The 17,717-nt window shown below is 73.0% G+C and carries 14 protein-coding genes; 9 read left to right on the top strand and 5 right to left on the bottom strand.

Annotated elements, in window-relative coordinates; translation table 11 throughout:
- The first annotated feature begins 70 nt into the window (after positions 1-70).
- The 8 genes from ACIGCK_RS05795 (at position 71) to ACIGCK_RS05760 (ending at position 12,068) form a co-directional block, all read left to right on the top strand.
- Positions 71-1,384, top strand: coding sequence for a DUF6350 family protein (locus tag ACIGCK_RS05795; RefSeq protein ID WP_396664536.1), 1,314 nt, complete (start codon positions 71-73; stop codon positions 1,382-1,384).
- Positions 1,385-1,393: 9 nt separating this feature from the next.
- Complete coding sequence (gene purN, locus ACIGCK_RS05790; protein ID WP_396664535.1) at positions 1,394-1,996, top strand: phosphoribosylglycinamide formyltransferase; 603 nt, start codon at positions 1,394-1,396, stop codon at positions 1,994-1,996.
- A 52-nt stretch (positions 1,997-2,048) separates the two neighbouring features.
- Positions 2,049-3,656 carry a bifunctional phosphoribosylaminoimidazolecarboxamide formyltransferase/IMP cyclohydrolase gene (gene purH, locus ACIGCK_RS05785; RefSeq protein ID WP_330170279.1) on the top strand — a complete coding sequence of 536 codons (1,608 nt, stop codon included), beginning with the start codon at positions 2,049-2,051 and terminating at the stop codon, positions 3,654-3,656.
- 254 nt (positions 3,657-3,910) lie between these two features.
- Positions 3,911-5,518, top strand: a complete 1,608-nt coding sequence (locus ACIGCK_RS05780) for an AlkA N-terminal domain-containing protein (protein ID WP_396664533.1) — start codon at positions 3,911-3,913, stop codon at positions 5,516-5,518.
- Entirely contained in the window at positions 5,515-6,012 is a 498-nt protein-coding gene (locus ACIGCK_RS05775; RefSeq protein ID WP_396664531.1) for a methylated-DNA--[protein]-cysteine S-methyltransferase, read from the top strand. The genes ACIGCK_RS05780 and ACIGCK_RS05775 overlap by 4 nt, the downstream gene beginning before the upstream one ends.
- A gap of 119 nt (positions 6,013-6,131) precedes the next feature.
- Positions 6,132-7,955: an ABC transporter ATP-binding protein gene (locus ACIGCK_RS05770; protein ID WP_396664529.1), complete on the top strand. Its 1,824-nt coding sequence runs from the start codon at positions 6,132-6,134 to the stop codon at positions 7,953-7,955.
- Complete coding sequence (locus ACIGCK_RS05765; RefSeq protein ID WP_396664528.1) at positions 7,952-9,766, top strand: ABC transporter ATP-binding protein; 1,815 nt, start codon at positions 7,952-7,954, stop codon at positions 9,764-9,766. Before ACIGCK_RS05770 ends, ACIGCK_RS05765 begins: the two co-directional genes overlap by 4 nt.
- Positions 9,767-9,848: 82 nt before the next feature.
- On the top strand, positions 9,849-12,068 hold the full coding sequence (locus tag ACIGCK_RS05760; protein WP_396664526.1) for an NADP-dependent isocitrate dehydrogenase: 2,220 nt from the start codon (positions 9,849-9,851) through the stop codon (positions 12,066-12,068).
- Positions 12,069-12,132: 64 nt separating this feature from the next.
- Here ACIGCK_RS05760 and ACIGCK_RS05755 read toward each other — a convergent pair whose 3' ends face one another.
- The 3 genes from ACIGCK_RS05755 to ACIGCK_RS05745 form a co-directional block, all read right to left on the bottom strand.
- Entirely contained in the window at positions 12,133-12,585 is a 453-nt protein-coding gene (locus tag ACIGCK_RS05755; RefSeq protein WP_396664524.1) for a GNAT family N-acetyltransferase, read from the bottom strand.
- Between the two features lie 43 nt (positions 12,586-12,628).
- Positions 12,629-14,056 carry a L,D-transpeptidase family protein gene (locus ACIGCK_RS05750; RefSeq protein WP_396664523.1) on the bottom strand — a complete coding sequence of 476 codons (1,428 nt, stop codon included), beginning with the start codon at positions 14,054-14,056 and terminating at the stop codon, positions 12,629-12,631.
- A gap of 94 nt (positions 14,057-14,150) precedes the next feature.
- Positions 14,151-14,609 (bottom strand): hypothetical protein, encoded by a 459-nt coding sequence (locus tag ACIGCK_RS05745; protein WP_396664521.1) that lies wholly within the window; start codon positions 14,607-14,609, stop codon positions 14,151-14,153.
- 111 nt (positions 14,610-14,720) lie between these two features.
- On the opposite strand from ACIGCK_RS05745, the gene ACIGCK_RS05740 reads away from it, so the two are divergent.
- The gene (locus tag ACIGCK_RS05740; protein ID WP_396664519.1) at positions 14,721-15,950 is read left to right on the top strand and encodes a sugar transporter; all 1,230 of its coding nucleotides are present in this window, start codon (positions 14,721-14,723) and stop codon (positions 15,948-15,950) included.
- A 12-nt stretch (positions 15,951-15,962) separates the two neighbouring features.
- On the opposite strand, the gene ACIGCK_RS05735 is transcribed toward ACIGCK_RS05740, so the two are convergent.
- A complete protein-coding gene (locus ACIGCK_RS05735) occupies positions 15,963-17,318 on the bottom strand; it encodes an FAD-binding oxidoreductase (protein ID WP_396664517.1) in 1,356 nt (451 codons plus the stop codon).
- Entirely contained in the window at positions 17,315-17,710 is a 396-nt protein-coding gene (locus ACIGCK_RS05730; RefSeq protein ID WP_330170269.1) for a YrdB family protein, read from the bottom strand. Before ACIGCK_RS05730 ends, ACIGCK_RS05735 begins: the two co-directional genes overlap by 4 nt.
- Between the last annotated feature and the right edge of the window lie 7 nt (positions 17,711-17,717).

Raw genomic sequence — 17,717 nt, 5'->3', positions numbered from 1 at the left:
CGGATCACGACCCGCGCGGCCCGCGGGTCGGTGCGGAGCCACGACGGCCGGCGGGTAGGGTCGTGGCGGCATGAATCGCGTCCTCGTTGCTCTCCTGTGCGCCCTCGACGCCGCCCTCCAGGCGGCCGTGGGCCTCGCGGCGATCGCGGCACCCCTCACGCTGATCTGGGTCTTCGGGTCGGGCGGGGCGGCCGACTGGGGTGCGCTGTGGCCGGCGACGGCGGCGATCTGGCAGCTCGGCCACCTCGTGCCCCAGCAGATCACGCTCCCCGACGAGCTCATCGTCGCGGGGATCTCGCCGGATGCCGCGGGCTTCGTGCTCTCGCTCGCGCCGCTCGCCGTGGCGCTGGCCTCCGCCGTCTTCGGGGCGCGTTCGGGGGCCCGGGCGGCCCGGTCCGGCTCGTGGCCGAGCGGACTGGGAGCCGCGGCGATCGTGTCGACCGCGGCATCCGCCCTTGTCGCGGTCACCTCTCTCAACCCCGTCGCGCAGCCCGTCCTCTGGCAGGCGATCGTCTTCCCGGCCGCCGTCTACGTCGCCGGCGTGCTGCTAGGCGCGCTGACGATCGCGTGGCGCGACGGCGACGACGGCATCGTCGACCGCGTGCGCGGAGTGCTCGACCGACGCGCCGACCCGTGGCCCGAGCTGCCCGGCATCGTCGCACGCGCCGGCTCCGTCTCCGTGCTCGGCCTGGTGGGGCTCGGCGCGGTGGGCCTGGCCGTGGCCGTCTTCGCCTCCGGCGCCGACATCATCGCGCTCTACCAGGCGGGCAACGTCGACGCGCTCGGCGCGGGCGTGCTGACCCTCGCGCAGCTGGCGTACGTGCCCACGCTGGTCGTATGGGCGCTGGCCTGGGGCACGGGGGCCGGCTTCTGGCTCGGGGAGGGGGCCCCGGTCAGCCCCGCAGGCACGGAGGCGGGCCTCGTCCCCGGCATCCCCGTGCTCGGCGCCCTGCCTGAGGTGTCGTCGCCGTGGCTGCTCCTCGTCGCCCTGCTGCCGGTGGGCGTGGGGGCCTTCGCGGGCTGGGTGGCGCGGTCGGATCTCGCCGCGATCCTCGTCGTCCCGCGCGCGGCCCGCGACTCCCGCCGTACGCACGGCACGTCGGGCGATCCGTGGGGCCCGCGCATCGCCGCCGCCCTGGCGATCCCCGCCGTGACCGCCGCCGCGGCGGCCGGCCTCGCCGCCGCGGCGCACGGGGCGATGGGTCCCGGGCGGCTGGCGGAGGTCGGCCCCCACCCCGGGGCGGTCGCCCTCGCCGTGGGGATCGAGGTGCTCATCGGCTGCGCGATCCTCCTGTTGTCCCCGCGCGCGCTGACCGCGCGCCCGGCGGAGCACGCGCGCCCGGCGGCGCACGAGCGCCCGGCGGAGCACGCGGGGCCCCACTAGACTTGCCGGGTGCTCACGGTCGCCGTTCTCATCTCGGGCACGGGATCCAACCTCCGTGCTCTCCTCGAGGCCGCGAGCCACCCCGATTACCCCGCCCGCATCGTGGCGGTGGGGGCCGACCGCGAGGCCGAGGGCTTCGCCCACGCGCAGCACTTCGGCATCCCCACGTTCCTCGTCCCCTACGAGCAGTTCGAGAGCCGGGCGGCCTGGGGGGAGGAGCTCTCCCGGCAGCTCGCGGTGTGGTCCCCCGACCTCGTCGTGCTGAGCGGGCTCATGAGGCTTCTGCCGAGCGGCGTCGTCGCCGCGCACGCGCCGCGCCTCATCAACACGCACCCGGCGTTTCTGCCCGAGTTCCCCGGGGCCCACGCCGTGCGCGACGCCCTCGCCGCCGGCGCGACGCAGACCGGTGCGAGCGTCATCGTCGTCGACGCCGGCGTCGACACCGGCCCCGTGCTGGCCCAGGAGCGCATCGCCGTCGTGCCCGGCGACACCGAGCACACGCTGCACGAGCGGATCAAGCCCGTCGAGCGGCGCCTGCTCATCGACGTCGTGCGCGACATCGCCGACGGCGCGATCGACCTGACCGCGATTTCCGCGGCATCCCGACCCTGACACCCCGGGGCGGCATCGTCCGCCCGTACCGCCCACCCGCGAAGGAGCAGCCATGGCAGGCCCCCGTCACGACCCGACCCTCTACCGCGACCGGGACATCGTCCCGATCCGCCGCGCACTCGTCTCGGTGAGCGACAAGACCGCCCTGCTCGAACTCGCGGCGGCGCTCTCCGAGGCGGGCGTCGAGATCGTCTCGACGGGCTCCACCGCCTCGACCGTCCGCGACGCCGGGTACGCCGTCACCGACGTCTCGAGCGTCACGGGCTTCCCCGAGTCGCTCGACGGCCGCGTGAAGACCCTCCACCCGAGCGTGCACGCGGGCCTTCTCGCCGACCTGCGCCTGGAGGACCACGAGCGGCAGCTGGGCGAGCTCGGCATCGCGCCGTTCGAGCTCGTCGTGGTGAACCTGTACCCGTTCGTCGAGACCGTCGCCTCGGGCGCCGAGGGCGACGACGTCGTCGAGCAGATCGACATCGGCGGCCCGGCGATGGTGCGCGCGTCGGCGAAGAACCACGCGAACGTCGCCATCGTCGTCTCGCCCGAGTCGTACCCGGCGATCATCGAGGCGGTGCGCACGGGCGGCACGAGCCTCAGCCAGCGCCGCGAGCTCGCGGCCCGTGCGTTCGCGCACACCGCCGCGTACGACACGGCCGTCGCGGCGTGGTTCGCGGAGGGCACGCTGGCCGACGACGTCGACCTGCCCGCGCACCTCACGATCAAGGCCGAGCGCCTGGCCAACCTGCGCTACGGCGAGAACTCGCACCAGCGTGCCGCGATCTACACGCGCCTGGGCGGCCACGGCATCGCGCAGGCGACGCAGCTGCAGGGCAAGGAGATGAGCTACAACAACTACGTCGATGCGGACGCCGCGCTGCGGGCCGCGTTCGACATGGTCAAGCCGGCGGTCGCGATCATCAAGCACGCCAACCCGTGCGGCATCGCCGTGGCCGCCCCCAACGCGCTCGACCCGATCGCGAGCGCCCACCTGCGCGCGCACGAGTGCGACCCGGTCTCGGCCTTCGGCGGGGTCATCGCCGCCAACCGGCCCGTCACGCTCAAGATGGCCGAGAACCTGCGCGACATCTTCACCGAGGTGATCGTGGCGCCCGCGTTCGAGCCGGCCGCCCTGCAGGTCTTCGCCGAGAAGAAGAACCTGCGCCTGCTCCAGCTCCCCGCCGACTGGGAGCAGGAGAAGATGGACGTCCGCCTCGTGTCGGGCGGGCTCCTGCTGCAGGACGCCGACCGCTTCCCGAGCGACATCGACGCCGTCGCGAAGGACTGGGAGCTGGTCTCGGGCGAGCGGCCCGCCGACGAGGAGATGACGAACCTCATCTTCGCGTGGAAGGCCTGCCGTGCCGTGAAGTCCAACGCGATCGTGCTGGCGCAGAACTCCGCGACCGTCGGGATCGGGATGGGGCAGGTCAACCGCGTGGACTCCTGCCGCCTGGCGATCGAGCGGGCGGGCGACCGCGCGGCCGGCTCCGTAGCGGCATCCGACGCCTTCTTCCCGTTCGCGGATGGGCCGGCGGTGCTGATCGAGGGCGGGATCCGCGCGATCGTGCAGCCCGGCGGATCGGTGCGCGACGACGAGGTCATCAAGGCGGCCCAGGCGGCCGGCGTGACGATGTTCTTCACGGGGGAGCGGCACTTCTTCCACTGATCCGGGCTTCCGCCCGCGGCGGACAGCACTCCGGAAGGATCGCGCGCTGCGGGGGCTGTCGGGCGGTTCCCCGCGCGGCGGCGGCAATCCCTCCGGAGTGTTGTCCGAGCCGCAGCGGACCCCCCTCCCGGGCGGACCGCCGCGGGGAGGGCGGCCGCCGCAGCCGTGTCCGATTTCCGCGAGCGGATGCCGCGCTCCCGTGTCAGGCTGAGGGCATGACATCGTCCGCGAACGCCACGCCGAGGCACCCGGCGATGTCTTTCGACGAGCGTTACCGCGCGATCTCGTCGCGCGATACGCGCTTCGACGGGCAGTTCGTCACGGCCGTGCGCACGACGGGCATCTACTGCCGGCCGAGCTGCCCGGCGCGCACGCCGAAGCCGGGGAACGTGTCCTTCTTCGCCACGAGCGCCGCCGCGCACGAGGCCGGGTACCGTGCCTGCAAGCGCTGCCTGCCCGAGGCCGCGCCGGGTTCGCCCGCGTGGGACCTGCGGGGGGATGCCGCATCGCGCGCCATGCGCCTGATCGCCGACGGCGTCATCGAGCGCGAGGGTGTTCCCGGGCTCGCCCGTCGCCTGGGGTATTCGACGCGCCACCTCACCCGGATGCTCACGGAGGAGCTCGGCGCCGGCCCCGTCGCCCTCGCGCGGGCGCACCGCGCGCAGACCGCGCGCATGCTGCTCGTGGGCACCGAGCTGACCATGGCGGACGTGGCGTTCTCGGCGGGCTTCGCGAGCGTGCGGCAGTTCAACGACACGGTGCGCGAGATCTTCGGGCTCACGCCGTCGCAGCTGCGCGCGCGGCGTCCCCGCGCCGCGGGCGACCCCTTCGGTGCGCCGGGCGGGGTGAGCCTGGCCCTGCCGCGCCGCGGCCCGTTCGACGCCGCCGGCCTGTTCGCGTGGATGTCGGCGCGGGCCCTCCCGGGCGTCGAGGTCGCGACGGCCGACTCCTTCGCCCGCACGGTGCGGCTCCCGGGCGGGCCCGCGCGCTTCCGCGTGCACGACGACGGATCGCGGCTGCGGCTGCACGCGACGCTCGCCCGCCTGGGGGATCTGCCGGTGCTCGTCGCGCGCGTGCGGCGACTGTTCGACCTCGACGCCGACCCCGTGGCGATCGACGCCGCCCTCGCCGCCGTGCCGGCGCTGCGCGGATCCGTCCGTGGCGTGCCGGGGCTCCGGGTGCCCGGTGCCGCCGATCCCGCCGAGATGCTCGTGCGGGCCATGATCGGCCAGCAGGTGTCGGTCGCGGCGGCGCGCACGGCGCTCACGCGGCTCGCCGCCGCGCTGGGCGAGCGGATGCCGCAGCCCCCTGCCGACCCCGGCGACGCCCCTGCCGACCCCGGCGACGCCCGCGCCGTGCCCGGGCCGGCGCTGCTCTTCCCGACCCCCGCGGCCATCGCCGAGCGGGGCGGCGAGGTGCTGCGGGGCCCGGCCGCACGCGTGCGCGCCATCGTGTCCGCAGCCGAGGCCCTCGCCGGCGGCTCGCTCGAGCTCTCGCCGGGCGACGATCCCGCGGCGCAGCGTGCCGCGCTCATCGCCCTGCCCGGCATCGGGTCGTGGACGGCCGACTACGTGCGCATGCGCGTGACGGGCGATCCCGACGTCCTCCTGCCGGGCGATGTCGCGGCGCGAGCGGGCGCGGCGGTGCTCGGGGTGCCCGCCGATGCGAGGGGCCTCACCGAGTGGGCGACGAGGGCCGCCCCGTGGCGGTCATACCTCATGGGCCACCTCTGGCGCGCCGCCCTCCCGCAGGCCGCCGCCCTCCCGCAGGCCGCCCCCCGCCCGCCCGCCCCGGAGCCCCCGAGCGCGTCCGACACAACCGACCCGTTCTCCCTCGCCCCTCTCGAGAGGACCCCCGCATGACCACGGCGATGATCCAGACGATCGACACTCCTGACGGGCCCTTCACTCTGCTGGCCGACGAGCGGGGGCGCGTGCTCGCCTCGGGCTGGACGGACGCGCCCGAGGCGGTGCTCGCGCGGATCGCCCCCGCCGCGCGCCCCGATCGGCTCGAACGCGGGCAGACGGATGCCGCGTCCGCCGTCCGCGCGTACTACGCGGGCGATCTGCGGACGATCGACGCGGTCGAGGTCGTCCACACCGGCACCCCGCTCCAACGCCGCGGGTGGGCGGCACTGCGGCGCATCCCGCCGGGGGAGGCGCTGACGTACACGGCCTTCGCGGCGGCGTTCGGATCGCCCGCGGCCGTGCGGGCCGCGGCATCCATCTGCGCCCGCAACGCCCCCGCGCTCTTCGTGCCGTGCCACCGCGTGCTCCGCGCGGACGGATCGCTGGGCGGGTTCGCGTGGGGACTCGAGGTGAAGCGGGCGCTGCTCGACCGCGAACACGCAGCCTGACCCTTGCCGTCCGCGAAAGGCGAGGAATAAGCTGGAGGGCTGTCTTCGCGAATCCTCCGAGGCGGCCTCTCTCCGTGCGCCCGATCCCGGCGCCGCCGCTCCGCCTTCCCACAAGGATCATGACCTCCACCGCCGAAACGTCCCGCTCCGACCTGTCCACGCTCCGCTCCCTCGCGAGGCTCATCCCGTTCGCCCGCCCCGTCATCCCGCGGCTGGCGCTCGGCGCGGCGAGCGCGCTCGGCGCCGCGCTCCTGGCCCTGTCGATCCCACTGGTGCTCGAGCCGGTCGTCGCCGGCCCGATCCAGAGCGGCGAGTCCGCGCAGATCGCGTGGGGGGCCGCGATCATCCTCGTGCTGGGCCTCGCCGAGGCGGCGATGGTGTGGCTGCGGCGGTGGTTCGTGCTCGCGCCCGCGACGATGGTCGAGTACGACCTGCGTCACACGTTCTTTCGGCGTCTGCAGCGCCTGCCCGTCTCGTTCCACGACCGCTGGCAGTCGGGGCAGCTGCTCAGCCGCATGATGCAGGACATCTCGATGCTGCGACGGTGGCTGGCGTTCGGCATCGTGCTGCTCGTCGTCAACGTGCTCACGATCGTCGTCGGCACGGCGCTGCTGTTCCGGTGGCACTGGCTGCTGGGCACCGTCTTCCTCGCCGTCTCGGCGCCGCTCTGGTACGCGGGCTACCGCTTCGAGAAGACCTACGGAGCGCTCGCCCGGCAGAGCCAGGATCAGGCCGGCGACCTCGCCACCTCGGTCGAGGAGAGCGTGCACGGCATCCGGGTGCTCAAGGCCTTCGGTCGCGGGTCGCATGCCCTGAGGAAGTTCACGCGGCAGGCCGAGACCCTGCGCGAGACCGAGCTCGGCAAGGCCCGCGCGGTCGGCTGGATCTGGTTCTGGCTCGTGCTGCTGCCCGACATCGCCTTCGCGCTGTGCCTGGGCGCGGGCATCGCGCTCACCGCGCTCGGGCAGCTGCAGTCGGCGGAGCTCGTGGCGTTCTTCGCAATGGCGACGGTGCTGCGGTGGCCGATGGAGTCGATCGGGTTCCTGTTCTCGTTCACCCTCGACGCCCGCACGGCGACCGACCGGCTCTTCGAGGTTTTCGACGAGGAGAACACGATCACCGACCCTGCCCGGCCGCGGACGATCGCCGAGCCCCGCGGCGAGCTCGCCTTCGAGGGTGTGCACTTCCGGTATCAGGATGCCGCGGAGGGCGAGCGCGACCTGCTCGACGGCATCGACCTCGTGCTGCGCCCCGGCGAGACGATGGCCCTCGTGGGCCTCACGGGCTCTGGCAAGACGACGCTGACGACGCTTCCCACCCGGCTCTACGACGTCACGGGCGGGCGTGTGACCCTCGACGGCGTCGACGTGCGCGACCTGACGCTCGACGAGCTGCGCACCCACGTGGGCATGGCCTTCGAGGACGCGACACTCTTCTCGCAGACCGTGCGCGGCAACGTGCTGCTCGGGCGCCAGGACCTCGAGCCCGGCAGCGAGGAGGCCGAGCGCGTGCTGCGCGAGGCGCTGGATGTCGCGCAGGCGGGCTTCGTCGATGCGCTCCCCGACGGGGTCGACACCGTGATCGGCGAGGAGGGCCTGTCCCTCTCCGGCGGTCAGCGTCAGCGGCTCGCCCTGGCACGGGCGGTCGCGGCGCGGCCCACCGTGCTCGTTCTCGACGACCCGCTCTCGGCGCTCGACGTCGACACCGAGGCGCTCGTCGAGGACGCGCTTCGCGAGGTGCTGCACGCCACGACGGCGCTCGTCGTCGCCCACCGGCCCTCCACGGTGACGCTCGCAGATCGCGTCGCGCTGCTCGAGCAGGGGCGAATCACCGCGGTCGGCACGCACTCCGAGCTGCTGCGGACGAGCGCGCACTACCGGCACGTCATCTCGAGCCTGGAGGACGAGCAGGCCCGGCAGCGGGAGAGCGGGGTGAACCTGTGAGCACCACCGTCAACGGCACGAGCGGCGAGGACCGCTCCGACTACACGCGTGCCGAGAGCCGTTCGATCCGTCGCCGCTCCCTGCGCCTGCTGGGCACGCTCGTCACGCCCGTCCGGGGGCACCTGATCCTCGCGGCGGTCGTGCTCGTCGTCTCCACGGCCTTCCGGGTCGCCGGCCCCGCCCTCATCGCCTACGGGATCGACACGGCGCTGCCGGCGGTCATCGAGCGGGCCGACTGGCTGCCCACCGCGGGTGTCGTGGGGGTGTACCTGATCACGGCGATCGCGGGTGCAGCGCTCATCGCCTGGTACGTCGTCGTCGCCGCGCGGCTGACGCAGGCGATCCTGCTCGACCTGCGCAAGCGGATCTTCCTCCACACGCAGCGGCTCAGTCTCGAATTCCACGAGTCCTACACGTCGGGCCGCATCATCTCGCGCCAGACGAGCGACCTCGACACGATCCGCGAGCTGCTCGACGGCGGCCTCAACGAGCTCGTCTCCGGAGTGCTGTACGGCGGATTCACCCTCGTCGCGCTGCTGCTGCTGGACTGGCAGTCGGGCGTCATCCTCGTCGTGATGGGGCTGCCTCTCCTGATGCTCATGCGCTGGTTCTACATGCGCTCGCAGAGGGTGTACCGCGAGTCGCGCGTCGTCAGCGCGAGGGTCATCGTCACGTTCGTCGAGACGATGACCGGCATCCGCGCCGTCAAGGCGTTCCGCCGCGAGAAGCCGGGCGATGTGCAGTTCGGCGACCTGTCGATGCAGTACCGCGACGTGAACATGCGCTCGATCCGCCTGTTCGGCACGTTCGAGCCGGGACTCATGGCGATCGCATCGGTGTCCCTCGCGCTCGTCGTGGCGTGGGGCGGCATCCGGGTCGCCGAGGGCGGGATCGCGGTGGGCGTGCTGATCGCGGCGGTGCTGTATGTGCGCAACTTCTTCTCGCCGCTGCAGGAGGTGGCGTTCTTCCTCAACTCCTACCAGTCCGCCACCGCCGCCCTCGAGAAGGTGTCGGGGGTCCTGGAGGAGGTGCCGACGGTACCCGATCCCCGCGAGCCGGAGGACCTGTGGACCGCCCGCGGTCACGTGCGGTTCGAGAACGTGCGCTTCGGGTACGCCGACGACCGCGTCATCCTGCCCGACTTCTCGCTCGACCTGCCCGCGGGTCAGACCGTCGCCCTGGTGGGCACCACCGGCGCGGGCAAGTCGACGCTGGCCAAGCTCGTCTCGCGCTTCTACGACCCGAGCAGCGGTCGGGTCACGCTCGACGGCGTCGACCTGCGGCGGCTGCACCCGAAGGACCTGCGCCGCGCGATCGTCATGGTGACGCAGGAGGCGTACCTCTTCAGCGGGACCATCGCCGACAACATCGCGCTCGGCAAGCCCGACGCGACGCTCGACGAGATCCGCGCCGCCGCCCGCGCGGTGGGCGCCGACTCGTTCATCGAGCGCCTACCCGACGGGTACGACACCGACGTGAACAAGCGCGGCGGGCGGGTCTCGGCGGGGCAGCGTCAGCTCATCTCGTTCGCGCGTGCCTTCCTCGCCGACCCCGCGGTGCTGATCCTCGACGAGGCCACCGCCTCGCTGGACATCCCCAGCGAGCGGCTCATCCAGAACGCCCTGCAGACGCTGCTGGCCGATCGCACCGCCATCATCATCGCCCACCGCCTGTCGACGGTCGCGATCGCCGATCGCGTGCTCGTCATGGAGCACGGGCGCATCGTCGAGGATGACGCACCGGACGCGCTCATCGCCGGAACCGGCCGGTTCGCGCGACTGCACGCCGCATGGCGGGAATCGCTCGTGTGAGCGCGGGAAACTCTCTCGACATCGAGAGAGTTTCCCGCGCTGCGATAGGGTTGTGGGCGGCCCCGAACGAAAGACGACACAGGTGACCGACTCGACAATCATCTACACGTACACCGATGAAGCACCGGCTCTCGCGACGGCGTCGTTCCTGCCGATCGTGCAGGCCGTGACGGCCCAGGCCGGCGTCGACGTCCAGACGCGGGACATCTCCCTCGCCGGCCGCATCCTCGCCGCGTTCCCGCAGAAGCTCACGCCGGAGCAGCAGGTGGGTGACGCGCTCGCGGAGCTCGGCGGGCTCGCCACCCTCCCCGAGGCGAACATCATCAAGCTGCCCAACATCTCGGCATCCATCCCGCAGCTGAAGGCCGCCATCGCCGAGCTGCAGGCCTCCGGCTACGACATCCCGACCTACCCGGACGAGCCCGCCACGCTCGAGCAGAAGGACATCCGCGCCCGCTACGACCGCATCAAGGGCTCGGCCGTGAACCCCGTCCTCCGCGAGGGCAACAGCGACCGCCGTGCGCCCCTGTCGGTGAAGAACTACGCGCGCAAGCACCCCCACCGCAACAAGCCGTTCGCGGAGGGCTCCAAGACGCGGGTCGCCACGATGGGCCGCGACGACTTCCGCTCCAACGAGAAGTCGGTCGTCATGGAATCCGACGACGTGCTGACGATCCGCCACATCGCCGAGGACGGCGCCGAGACGGTGCTGAAGGAGGGCCTGAAGGTCCTGCCCGGCGAGATCGTGGACGCGACGTTCCTCTCCGCCGCGGCGCTCGACGCCTTCCTGGCTGAGACCCTCCGCCAGGCGGCCGCGGACGACGTGCTGTACTCCGTGCACCTCAAGGCCACGATGATGAAGGTCAGCGATCCGATCATCTTCGGCCACGTCGTGAAGGCGTACTTCGCCGAGGTCTTCCGCACACACGGCGAGACGCTCCGCGCGGCGGGCCTGACCCCCAACGACGGGCTCGGCGCGATCCTCTCCGGCCTGCCCTCGGTGCCCGGGGGCGACGCCATCGCGGCAGACATCACGGCGGCGCTCGCGGCCGGTCCGCGCCTGTCGTACGTCAACTCCGACAAGGGGATCACGAACCTCCACGTGCCCTCCGACGTCATCGTCGACGCGTCGATGCCCGCCCTCGTGCGCAACGGCGGAAAGCTGTGGGGCGCCGACGGCGGCGAGGACGACACGCTTGCCGTCATCCCGGACTCGTCCTACGCGGGCGTGTACCAGGCGACGATCGAGGACGTCATCGCGCACGGTCCGCTCGACCCCGCCACGATCGGAACCGTTCCGAACGTCGGGCTGATGGCCCAGGCGGCCGAGGAGTACGGCAGCCACGACAAGACATTCGAGATCGCCTCGGCCGGACGCGTGCAGGTCGTCGACGAGAGTGGCGACGTGCTCATCGAGCACACCGTCCAGCCGGGCGACATCTGGCGTGCCACGCAGACGAAGGACGTCGCGATCCGCGATTGGGTCAAGCTCGCCGTCACGCGTGCCCGCGCCACGGGCTCGCCCGCCGTGTTCTGGCTCAACCCCGATCGCTCGCACGACGCCGCGCTCATCGAGAAGGTGCACGCGTACCTCGGCGAGCACGACACCGACGGGCTCCAGATCGAGATCCTCGCGCCCGAAGAGGCGACGCGCTTCTCACTCGAGCGGATGCGCCGGGGCCTGGACACCATCTCGGTGACGGGGAACGTGCTGCGCGACTACCTCACGGACCTCTTCCCGATCCTCGAGGTCGGCACGAGCGCCAAGATGCTCTCGATCGTTCCGCTGCTCGCGGGGGGCGGGCTCTTCGAGACCGGTGCCGGCGGCTCCGCACCCAAGCACGTGCAGCAGCTCGTCGCGGAGGACTACCTGCGCTGGGACTCGCTGGGCGAGTTCTTCGCGCTCGCGGCCTCGCTCGAGCACCTCGCCGGGTACACCGGCAACCCCAAGGCGAAGGTGCTGGCCGACACGCTGGATGCCGCGACCGGCACGTTCCTCGAGAACGACAAGTCGCCCGGGCGGGCCCTGGGCACGATCGACAATCGCGGCAGCCACTTCTACCTCGCGCTCTACTGGGTGCAGGAGCTCGCCGCGCAGGAGCAGGACGCCGAGCTCGCGGCGGCGTTCGCGCCGGTGGCGGCCGAGCTCGCCGAGAAGGAGCAGGCCATCGTCGATGAGCTGCTGGCCGTGCAGGGCAAGCCCGCCGACATCGGCGGCTACTACCGCCCCGACCCCGCCAAAGCGGCGGCCGTGATGCGCCCCTCGAAGACCTTCAACGCGGTCATCGACGCGCTGGCGTAGACCGCGACGACGAAGGGGTGGATGCCGCGGCATCCACCCCTTCGTCGTTCGCGTGCATGTGCGGCTAGAGGCGGATCTCCGCGACCGTCTCGCCGTACTCCGTCTCGCCGACCGGGGAGAAGCCCACGCGCCGGAAGAACGCCTCGGGGCCCTGCTCGCCGGCTTCGTAGATGACGTAGAGGCACGTCTGCCCGCGTCGACGAGCCTCCTCGAGGAGGCCCTCCACGGCGAAGCGCCCGACACCGCGGCCCTGGTCGTCGGCGTCGACGTTGATGCGCAGGAGGATCGACCGGAAGTAGTCTTCGGGGGCTTCGTCGTCGAAGCTGCCGCTGACGAAGCCGACGACCTCGTCGCCGTCGACGACCACGCGCTGCCAGCTCGTGGCGGGATTCACGACGGTGGCGGCGATTCCGTAGGAGACCGGTGCGAGGAACTGCTCCTGCCCGGGTTTGAGCGACAGATTGTTCACCGCCACGATCGTCGAGGCGGAGAGTTCGACCAGTCTCAGCTCCGGCATACCACTCAGGCTAACGTGAACCGGCGCCGAACGCCCGCGCGGATCAGGCGTGGACCCAGACGTCGGTGCCGACCGGGGCCCAGTCGTAGATCACCTTGGCGAGGCTCGTCGGCATCCCGACGCAGCCGTGGCTCGTGGGCGTGCCCCAGTTGCGGTGCCAATAGACGGCGTGGAACGCCTGATCGCCCGAGAAATAGGAGACCCACTCCACGTCGGGCTGGAGGTAACCGACCTGGTCGTTGCCCATGTCCTGCACCCGCACTTTGGCCTGCACCTTGTGGTAGCCGATGTTGGTCTCCCACCCGGACTTGCCGCTGGAGATCAGCCAGGAGTCGATGACGGCGCCGTTCTCCTTGAGGTAGACGCGCTGGTCCGACAGGTCGACCTCGAGCAGCCTCGCGAGCGAGGTCGTCTCGAACTGCGTCTCGCTCACCGGGAGTGCGAACACGGCGTCGCCGCCGGCCAGCTGCGTCGCGTAGTCCGAGGCCATCCCGGTGGTGTCGGCGAGCTCTCGACCCGTCTGCCCCTCGGTCTCCGCCCGGATGACATCGCCGTCGGAGTCGGTGATGACGGTGGCGTTCACCGGGGCGCGGTTGACCGCCTCGGCGAGCCCCGCCATGGCGGCCTCGATCGCGGCCTCGTCGGCAGTGAGATCGATGCGGCCCTGCTCGGGGTCGGGCGTCAGCGTCAGCCAGGAGGCGGTCTGGTCGGCGGGGATCGCGACGGTGCGCTCCTCTCCGACGTAGAAGCCCGCCGTGGCGAGGACCGCGTTCAGCTCGTCGGCGCGAGCCGCGGCCGCCTCGGTCGTGATGGCGGCCTCGAGCTCGACCAGATCCGTAGACAGCGTGCCGGGGGCGGCGGCCAGCAGGGCGTCGCGGTACGCGTCCTCCGCCGCGGCGGCGTCCACGCCCAGTCCGGGCACGGCGGGCGTAACGACGTAGAGGTCGGCGGCGTCGTCGTAGGCCACCACGGCGTCGACGGGGGCCTCCCACACGGAGGCGAAGCCGTCGGCCAGCGCCGCGGTGGTCGCGTCGGGATCGATCGTGGGCGCGGTGCGGTCAGTCTCCGGGAACCACCCGCCGACCTGCCACAGGGGGTGCGCGGCGAGTGCCTCGCGGGCGAGCTCCTCGGCGGGCAGCGATGCGCCGAGGTCGGCGCCGGTGATGGTCGCGGTGACGCCGTCGGCGGTGATCTCCACGGCCGTGGAACCGATGCCGTCGGAGATCGTGGATGCCGCGGCATCCGCCGTGAGGCCGCCCACCGGCACACCGGCCACCGTCACTCCCGGGGCGATGAGGGTCGTGCCGAAGTACCAGCCGGCTGCGGCGACGCCCGCGAGAGGGATGCCGATCCACAGCAGCAGCGGCCAGCGCCTGCGGCGGGTCGGCGGGGGTGCCGGAGCCCATTCCAGGCGCGGCTCATCGCCGTCGTGCGCGCCCTGATCGGACGCGGTGGTCACCAGATCCGTCATAGCGGGCCCCCCTCGCTGCGCGCGAGTGCGCGTCGCATCGATTGTAGGCGACCGTATATCACGTTCCGGCAACGGTTGCCGGAGAGTGCCGGGTCTACTCGAGGCAGAGGCGCTGGAACTCGGTGAAGCTCGCCTGCATCTCGGTGCCGACGCTCTCGAGCTCGGTGAGCTTCGTCGAGTCGCCGGCGGCGAGGGCGTCCATCGCCTCCGCCACGGTGGCGAACGCGGTCTCGAGGTCGGGAAGCACGGCCGCGACCTCCGGGTTGCCGATGCGGCCGGCCTCCTCGCCGAGGGCGTCGCCGGCGGCCTGGAAGGCCTCCACGGCGGCGGCGGGATCCTCCATCGAAATGCCCTCGAACTCCGCGACGGCGCCCTCGATCGTGTCGTTCACGATCGAGCAGGCCTCGTCGACGGTCTGCTCCGAGGACGCGGAGCCGCCCGCATCGGAGCCCGATCCGCCGCCGGAGCCGTTCTCCGGCGCCCCGCCCGTGCAGGCGGTCAGGCCGAAGAGGGCGATGCCGGCGATGGCCAGCGCGGTGAGTCGAGTCTTCATCAGTTCCCCTGTCGTCCCGGTCCACCCTACGCGGGACTGCGGCGGGTGCCCTCCGGTCCGGTGCGCCGTCAATACCCGGATTCCGGGCCCCTGTGCGCTCTACTTGCCTCTGTGACGGAGACGTTCCTTTCTCGCTCGGCCGTGCGTGGACCGCGCGCGGCCGCAGCCATCGCGGTCCTGGGGATGGTCTCGCTGGCGCTCGCCGGCTGCGCCCTGGGACTCTCCGAAGATCCCGAGGTCCGCGTCGCCCTCGCCCCCGAGGCGTTCTCGGACGAGGCGAGGGGCCATCTCGTGACGACGTTCGAAGCCGAGAACCCGGGCGCGTCGCTCGTGATCGAAGACGCCCCCGGGGACGTCGATCCATCGGCCCCGATGGAGGCGGATGTCCTCGAGATGGATGCCGCGAAGGTTCCCGCGCTCGTGGCGGACGGGGCCCTGCTCGACATCGCGGGGGAGCTCGAGGATCTGGGTGGTGCCGACCTGATTCCGGGTCTCGTCATGGCGGCCTCGAACGGCGACGGGAGGTTCGGGGTGCCCCTCCACGCCGACGCGGGTGTCGTGCTCGCGGATCCCGCGCTGGGAGGCGAGCCTGCGCCGACCCTCGACGAGTTCGTCCGCGCGTCGATCGCGGGCGCACAGGCGGCGCCGGGGCGCCCCGGCATCCTGCTCTCCGGCGGAGACGACCTGCTGACGTTCGTCTGGGCGGGCGGCGGCGAGGTGGCGGTGTCAGACGGCGGGCGCTGGGACGCGCGGCTCGGCTCGGACGCGTCCGTCGCGGCGCTCGTTCTGCTGCAGGACCTGCTGATGAACGCGTCGGTGCCGCCCGGGGTCGTCGCGGCGGAATCCGTCGGGGCCGCCTACTGCGGGGCCGAGGCGGCTCGGCTGGTCGGTCCGGGCACGGGCCTTGCCGCGGGTGCCTGCGCGGGAGAGGGCGCGCCCGCGGCCCCCGCGGTCTTCGCCCTGCCGGGCCGGGACGGGGGCGCGGCGCCGGTGGCGGCACGCGGATCGGTCGTGGGCATCGCGGCCGGCACGGCGGAGCCCGAGCTCGCCCTCTCGGTCGTGCGGATCATGCTCGGAGAGGGCTTCCAGAGTCTCCTCGCGGCGGAGGGGCTCGTCCCCGCGCGGATCTCGCTCGCCCCCCTGGCCGCCGAGCAGCCCGGCGGGGCGGCCCGGGCGCTCGCCGCCGCGTCCGCCCGTGCCGTCCCCGCGACGCCGCGGTGGGCGCAGGTGGAGGAGGCCGGCGTGCTCGACGAGTTGCTCGCGGCGATCTCCCGCGGCGAGGATGTCGCGGCGGTCGCCGCCGCTGCCGACGCGCGCATCGAGGAGATCCTCGCGGGCTGAAGCGGTGCCCGCTCAGAACACCTTGCCGGGGTTCAGGATGCCCTCGGGGTCGAAGGCGCGCACGACGCGCTCCTGAAGCGCCCACTGGCCGGGACCGAGCTCGTCGACGAGCCACCGGCGCTTGAGCACCCCGATGCCGTGCTCCCCGGTGAGCGTGCCGCCGAGCGCGAGCGCCGCACGGAACAGCGCATCGGCGGCCTCCCACACGTGGGCCGGGACGTCGTCGCCGTCGAAGACGAAGTTCGGGTGCAGGTTGCCGTCGCCGGCGTGCGCGACGGTGGGGATGACGAGCCCGAAGTCGGCCTCGATGCGCGCGATCTCGGCGAACATCGCCGGCAGCGCGCTGCGCGGCACGGAGACGTCCTCGATGAGAGTCGTTCCCATCGCTTCCATAGCGGGGTGGAAGGAGCGCCGGATCGTCAGCAGCCGTTCGCCCTCGGCGGGGTCGTGCGAGATTACGACGGCACCGCCCGCCTCGCGCAGCACGCGGGCGACGGCGTCGGCCTCGGCATCCGCGGCCGGTCCGTCGGTCTGCACGGTCAGCCGCGCCGCGCCCGGCGTGGGGGCGGGCAGGTCGAGCAGCCGGTGCACCGCGGCGAGGCTCGCGGCATCCATCAGCTCCATGAGGGCGGGCTGGATGCCGCGGGCCGTCACCTGCGACGAGGCCCGGGCGGCGCCGCCCACGTCGGGGAACGTCGCGGCGATCGTGCGGACATGACCCGGTGTGAGGCGTCGCAGCTTGAGCGTCGCTCCGACGATCACGCCCAGGCGGCCCTCGGACCCGATGACGAGCGAGGTGAGATCGAGACCCGTGACGCCCTTGACGCTGCGGTGGCCGAGGCGCATCAGCTCGCCGTCCGCCGTGACGAGATCGACCCCGAGCACGGCGTCGCGGACGACCCCGTACTTGGCGCACAGCAGCCCGCCCGCGCCCGTGGCGATGTTGCCGCCCACGGTCGAGATGGCGCGGGAGGCGGGGTCCGGCGCCCACCACAGACCGTGCGGCGCGAGAGCCTCGTTGAGCTCGGCGTTCAGGATCCCCGGTTCCACGACCGCGAGGAGGTCGTCGGCGCTGATCTCCAGGATGCGGGTCATCGCGCGGGTCGAGAGGGCGATCTCGCCGGGGCCCGCGAGGGCCGCGCCCGCGAGCCCGGTGCCCGCGCCGCGGGTCACGACGGGGGTGCGCGTCTGCGACGCGATGCGCAGGGTGCGCTGCACGTCGGAGACGGATGCCGCGTGCACGACGGCCAGCGGAGCCCCCGCGGAGCGGTGGCCCGACTTGTCGGCCCGGGCCGCCTCCAGGGCGCCGGGCGAGGTGTCGACCCGGGCGCCGAGCTCGGCGCGCAGCAGGTCGACGACGTCGCTCATGCGAATCGGCGCCGCCCGACGACCGCGCCGACGGTGACGGCGACGACGCCGAAGGCGAGCCCGATCCAGGGCTGGCCGAGGCTCCACCAGGCCAGGGTGGCCGAGACGAAGATGAGCAGTTCGACGAACGCGGCGACGAACGGGTGGACCCGCACGACCGCCTTGGGGGAGACGAACAGCGCCCACAGGAGGATTCCGAGCGCGGGGGCGCCGAGACCCGCGACGATGCTCCAGGGGAACGGGAACGCCACGAAGCCCCAGAAGGCGAGCGTGCCGACCGCGACCAGCTCCGTCAGGAGGCGGACGATGTCCAGTGCGCCGGGGCGGGGCACGGTGCCCGCGGGCCGGGGCTGCTCGGGACGCGTCGGATCGACGCGGGGGGTCTCGCTCATACCCCCA

This window comes from Microbacterium sp. NPDC078428, assembly GCF_044542535.1.
In the GTDB taxonomy this organism is placed as follows: domain Bacteria; phylum Actinomycetota; class Actinomycetes; order Actinomycetales; family Microbacteriaceae; genus Microbacterium; species Microbacterium limosum.
The sequence above is the reverse complement of the archived record's forward strand: the minus strand, read 5'-3'. Positions and strand labels throughout refer to the sequence as shown.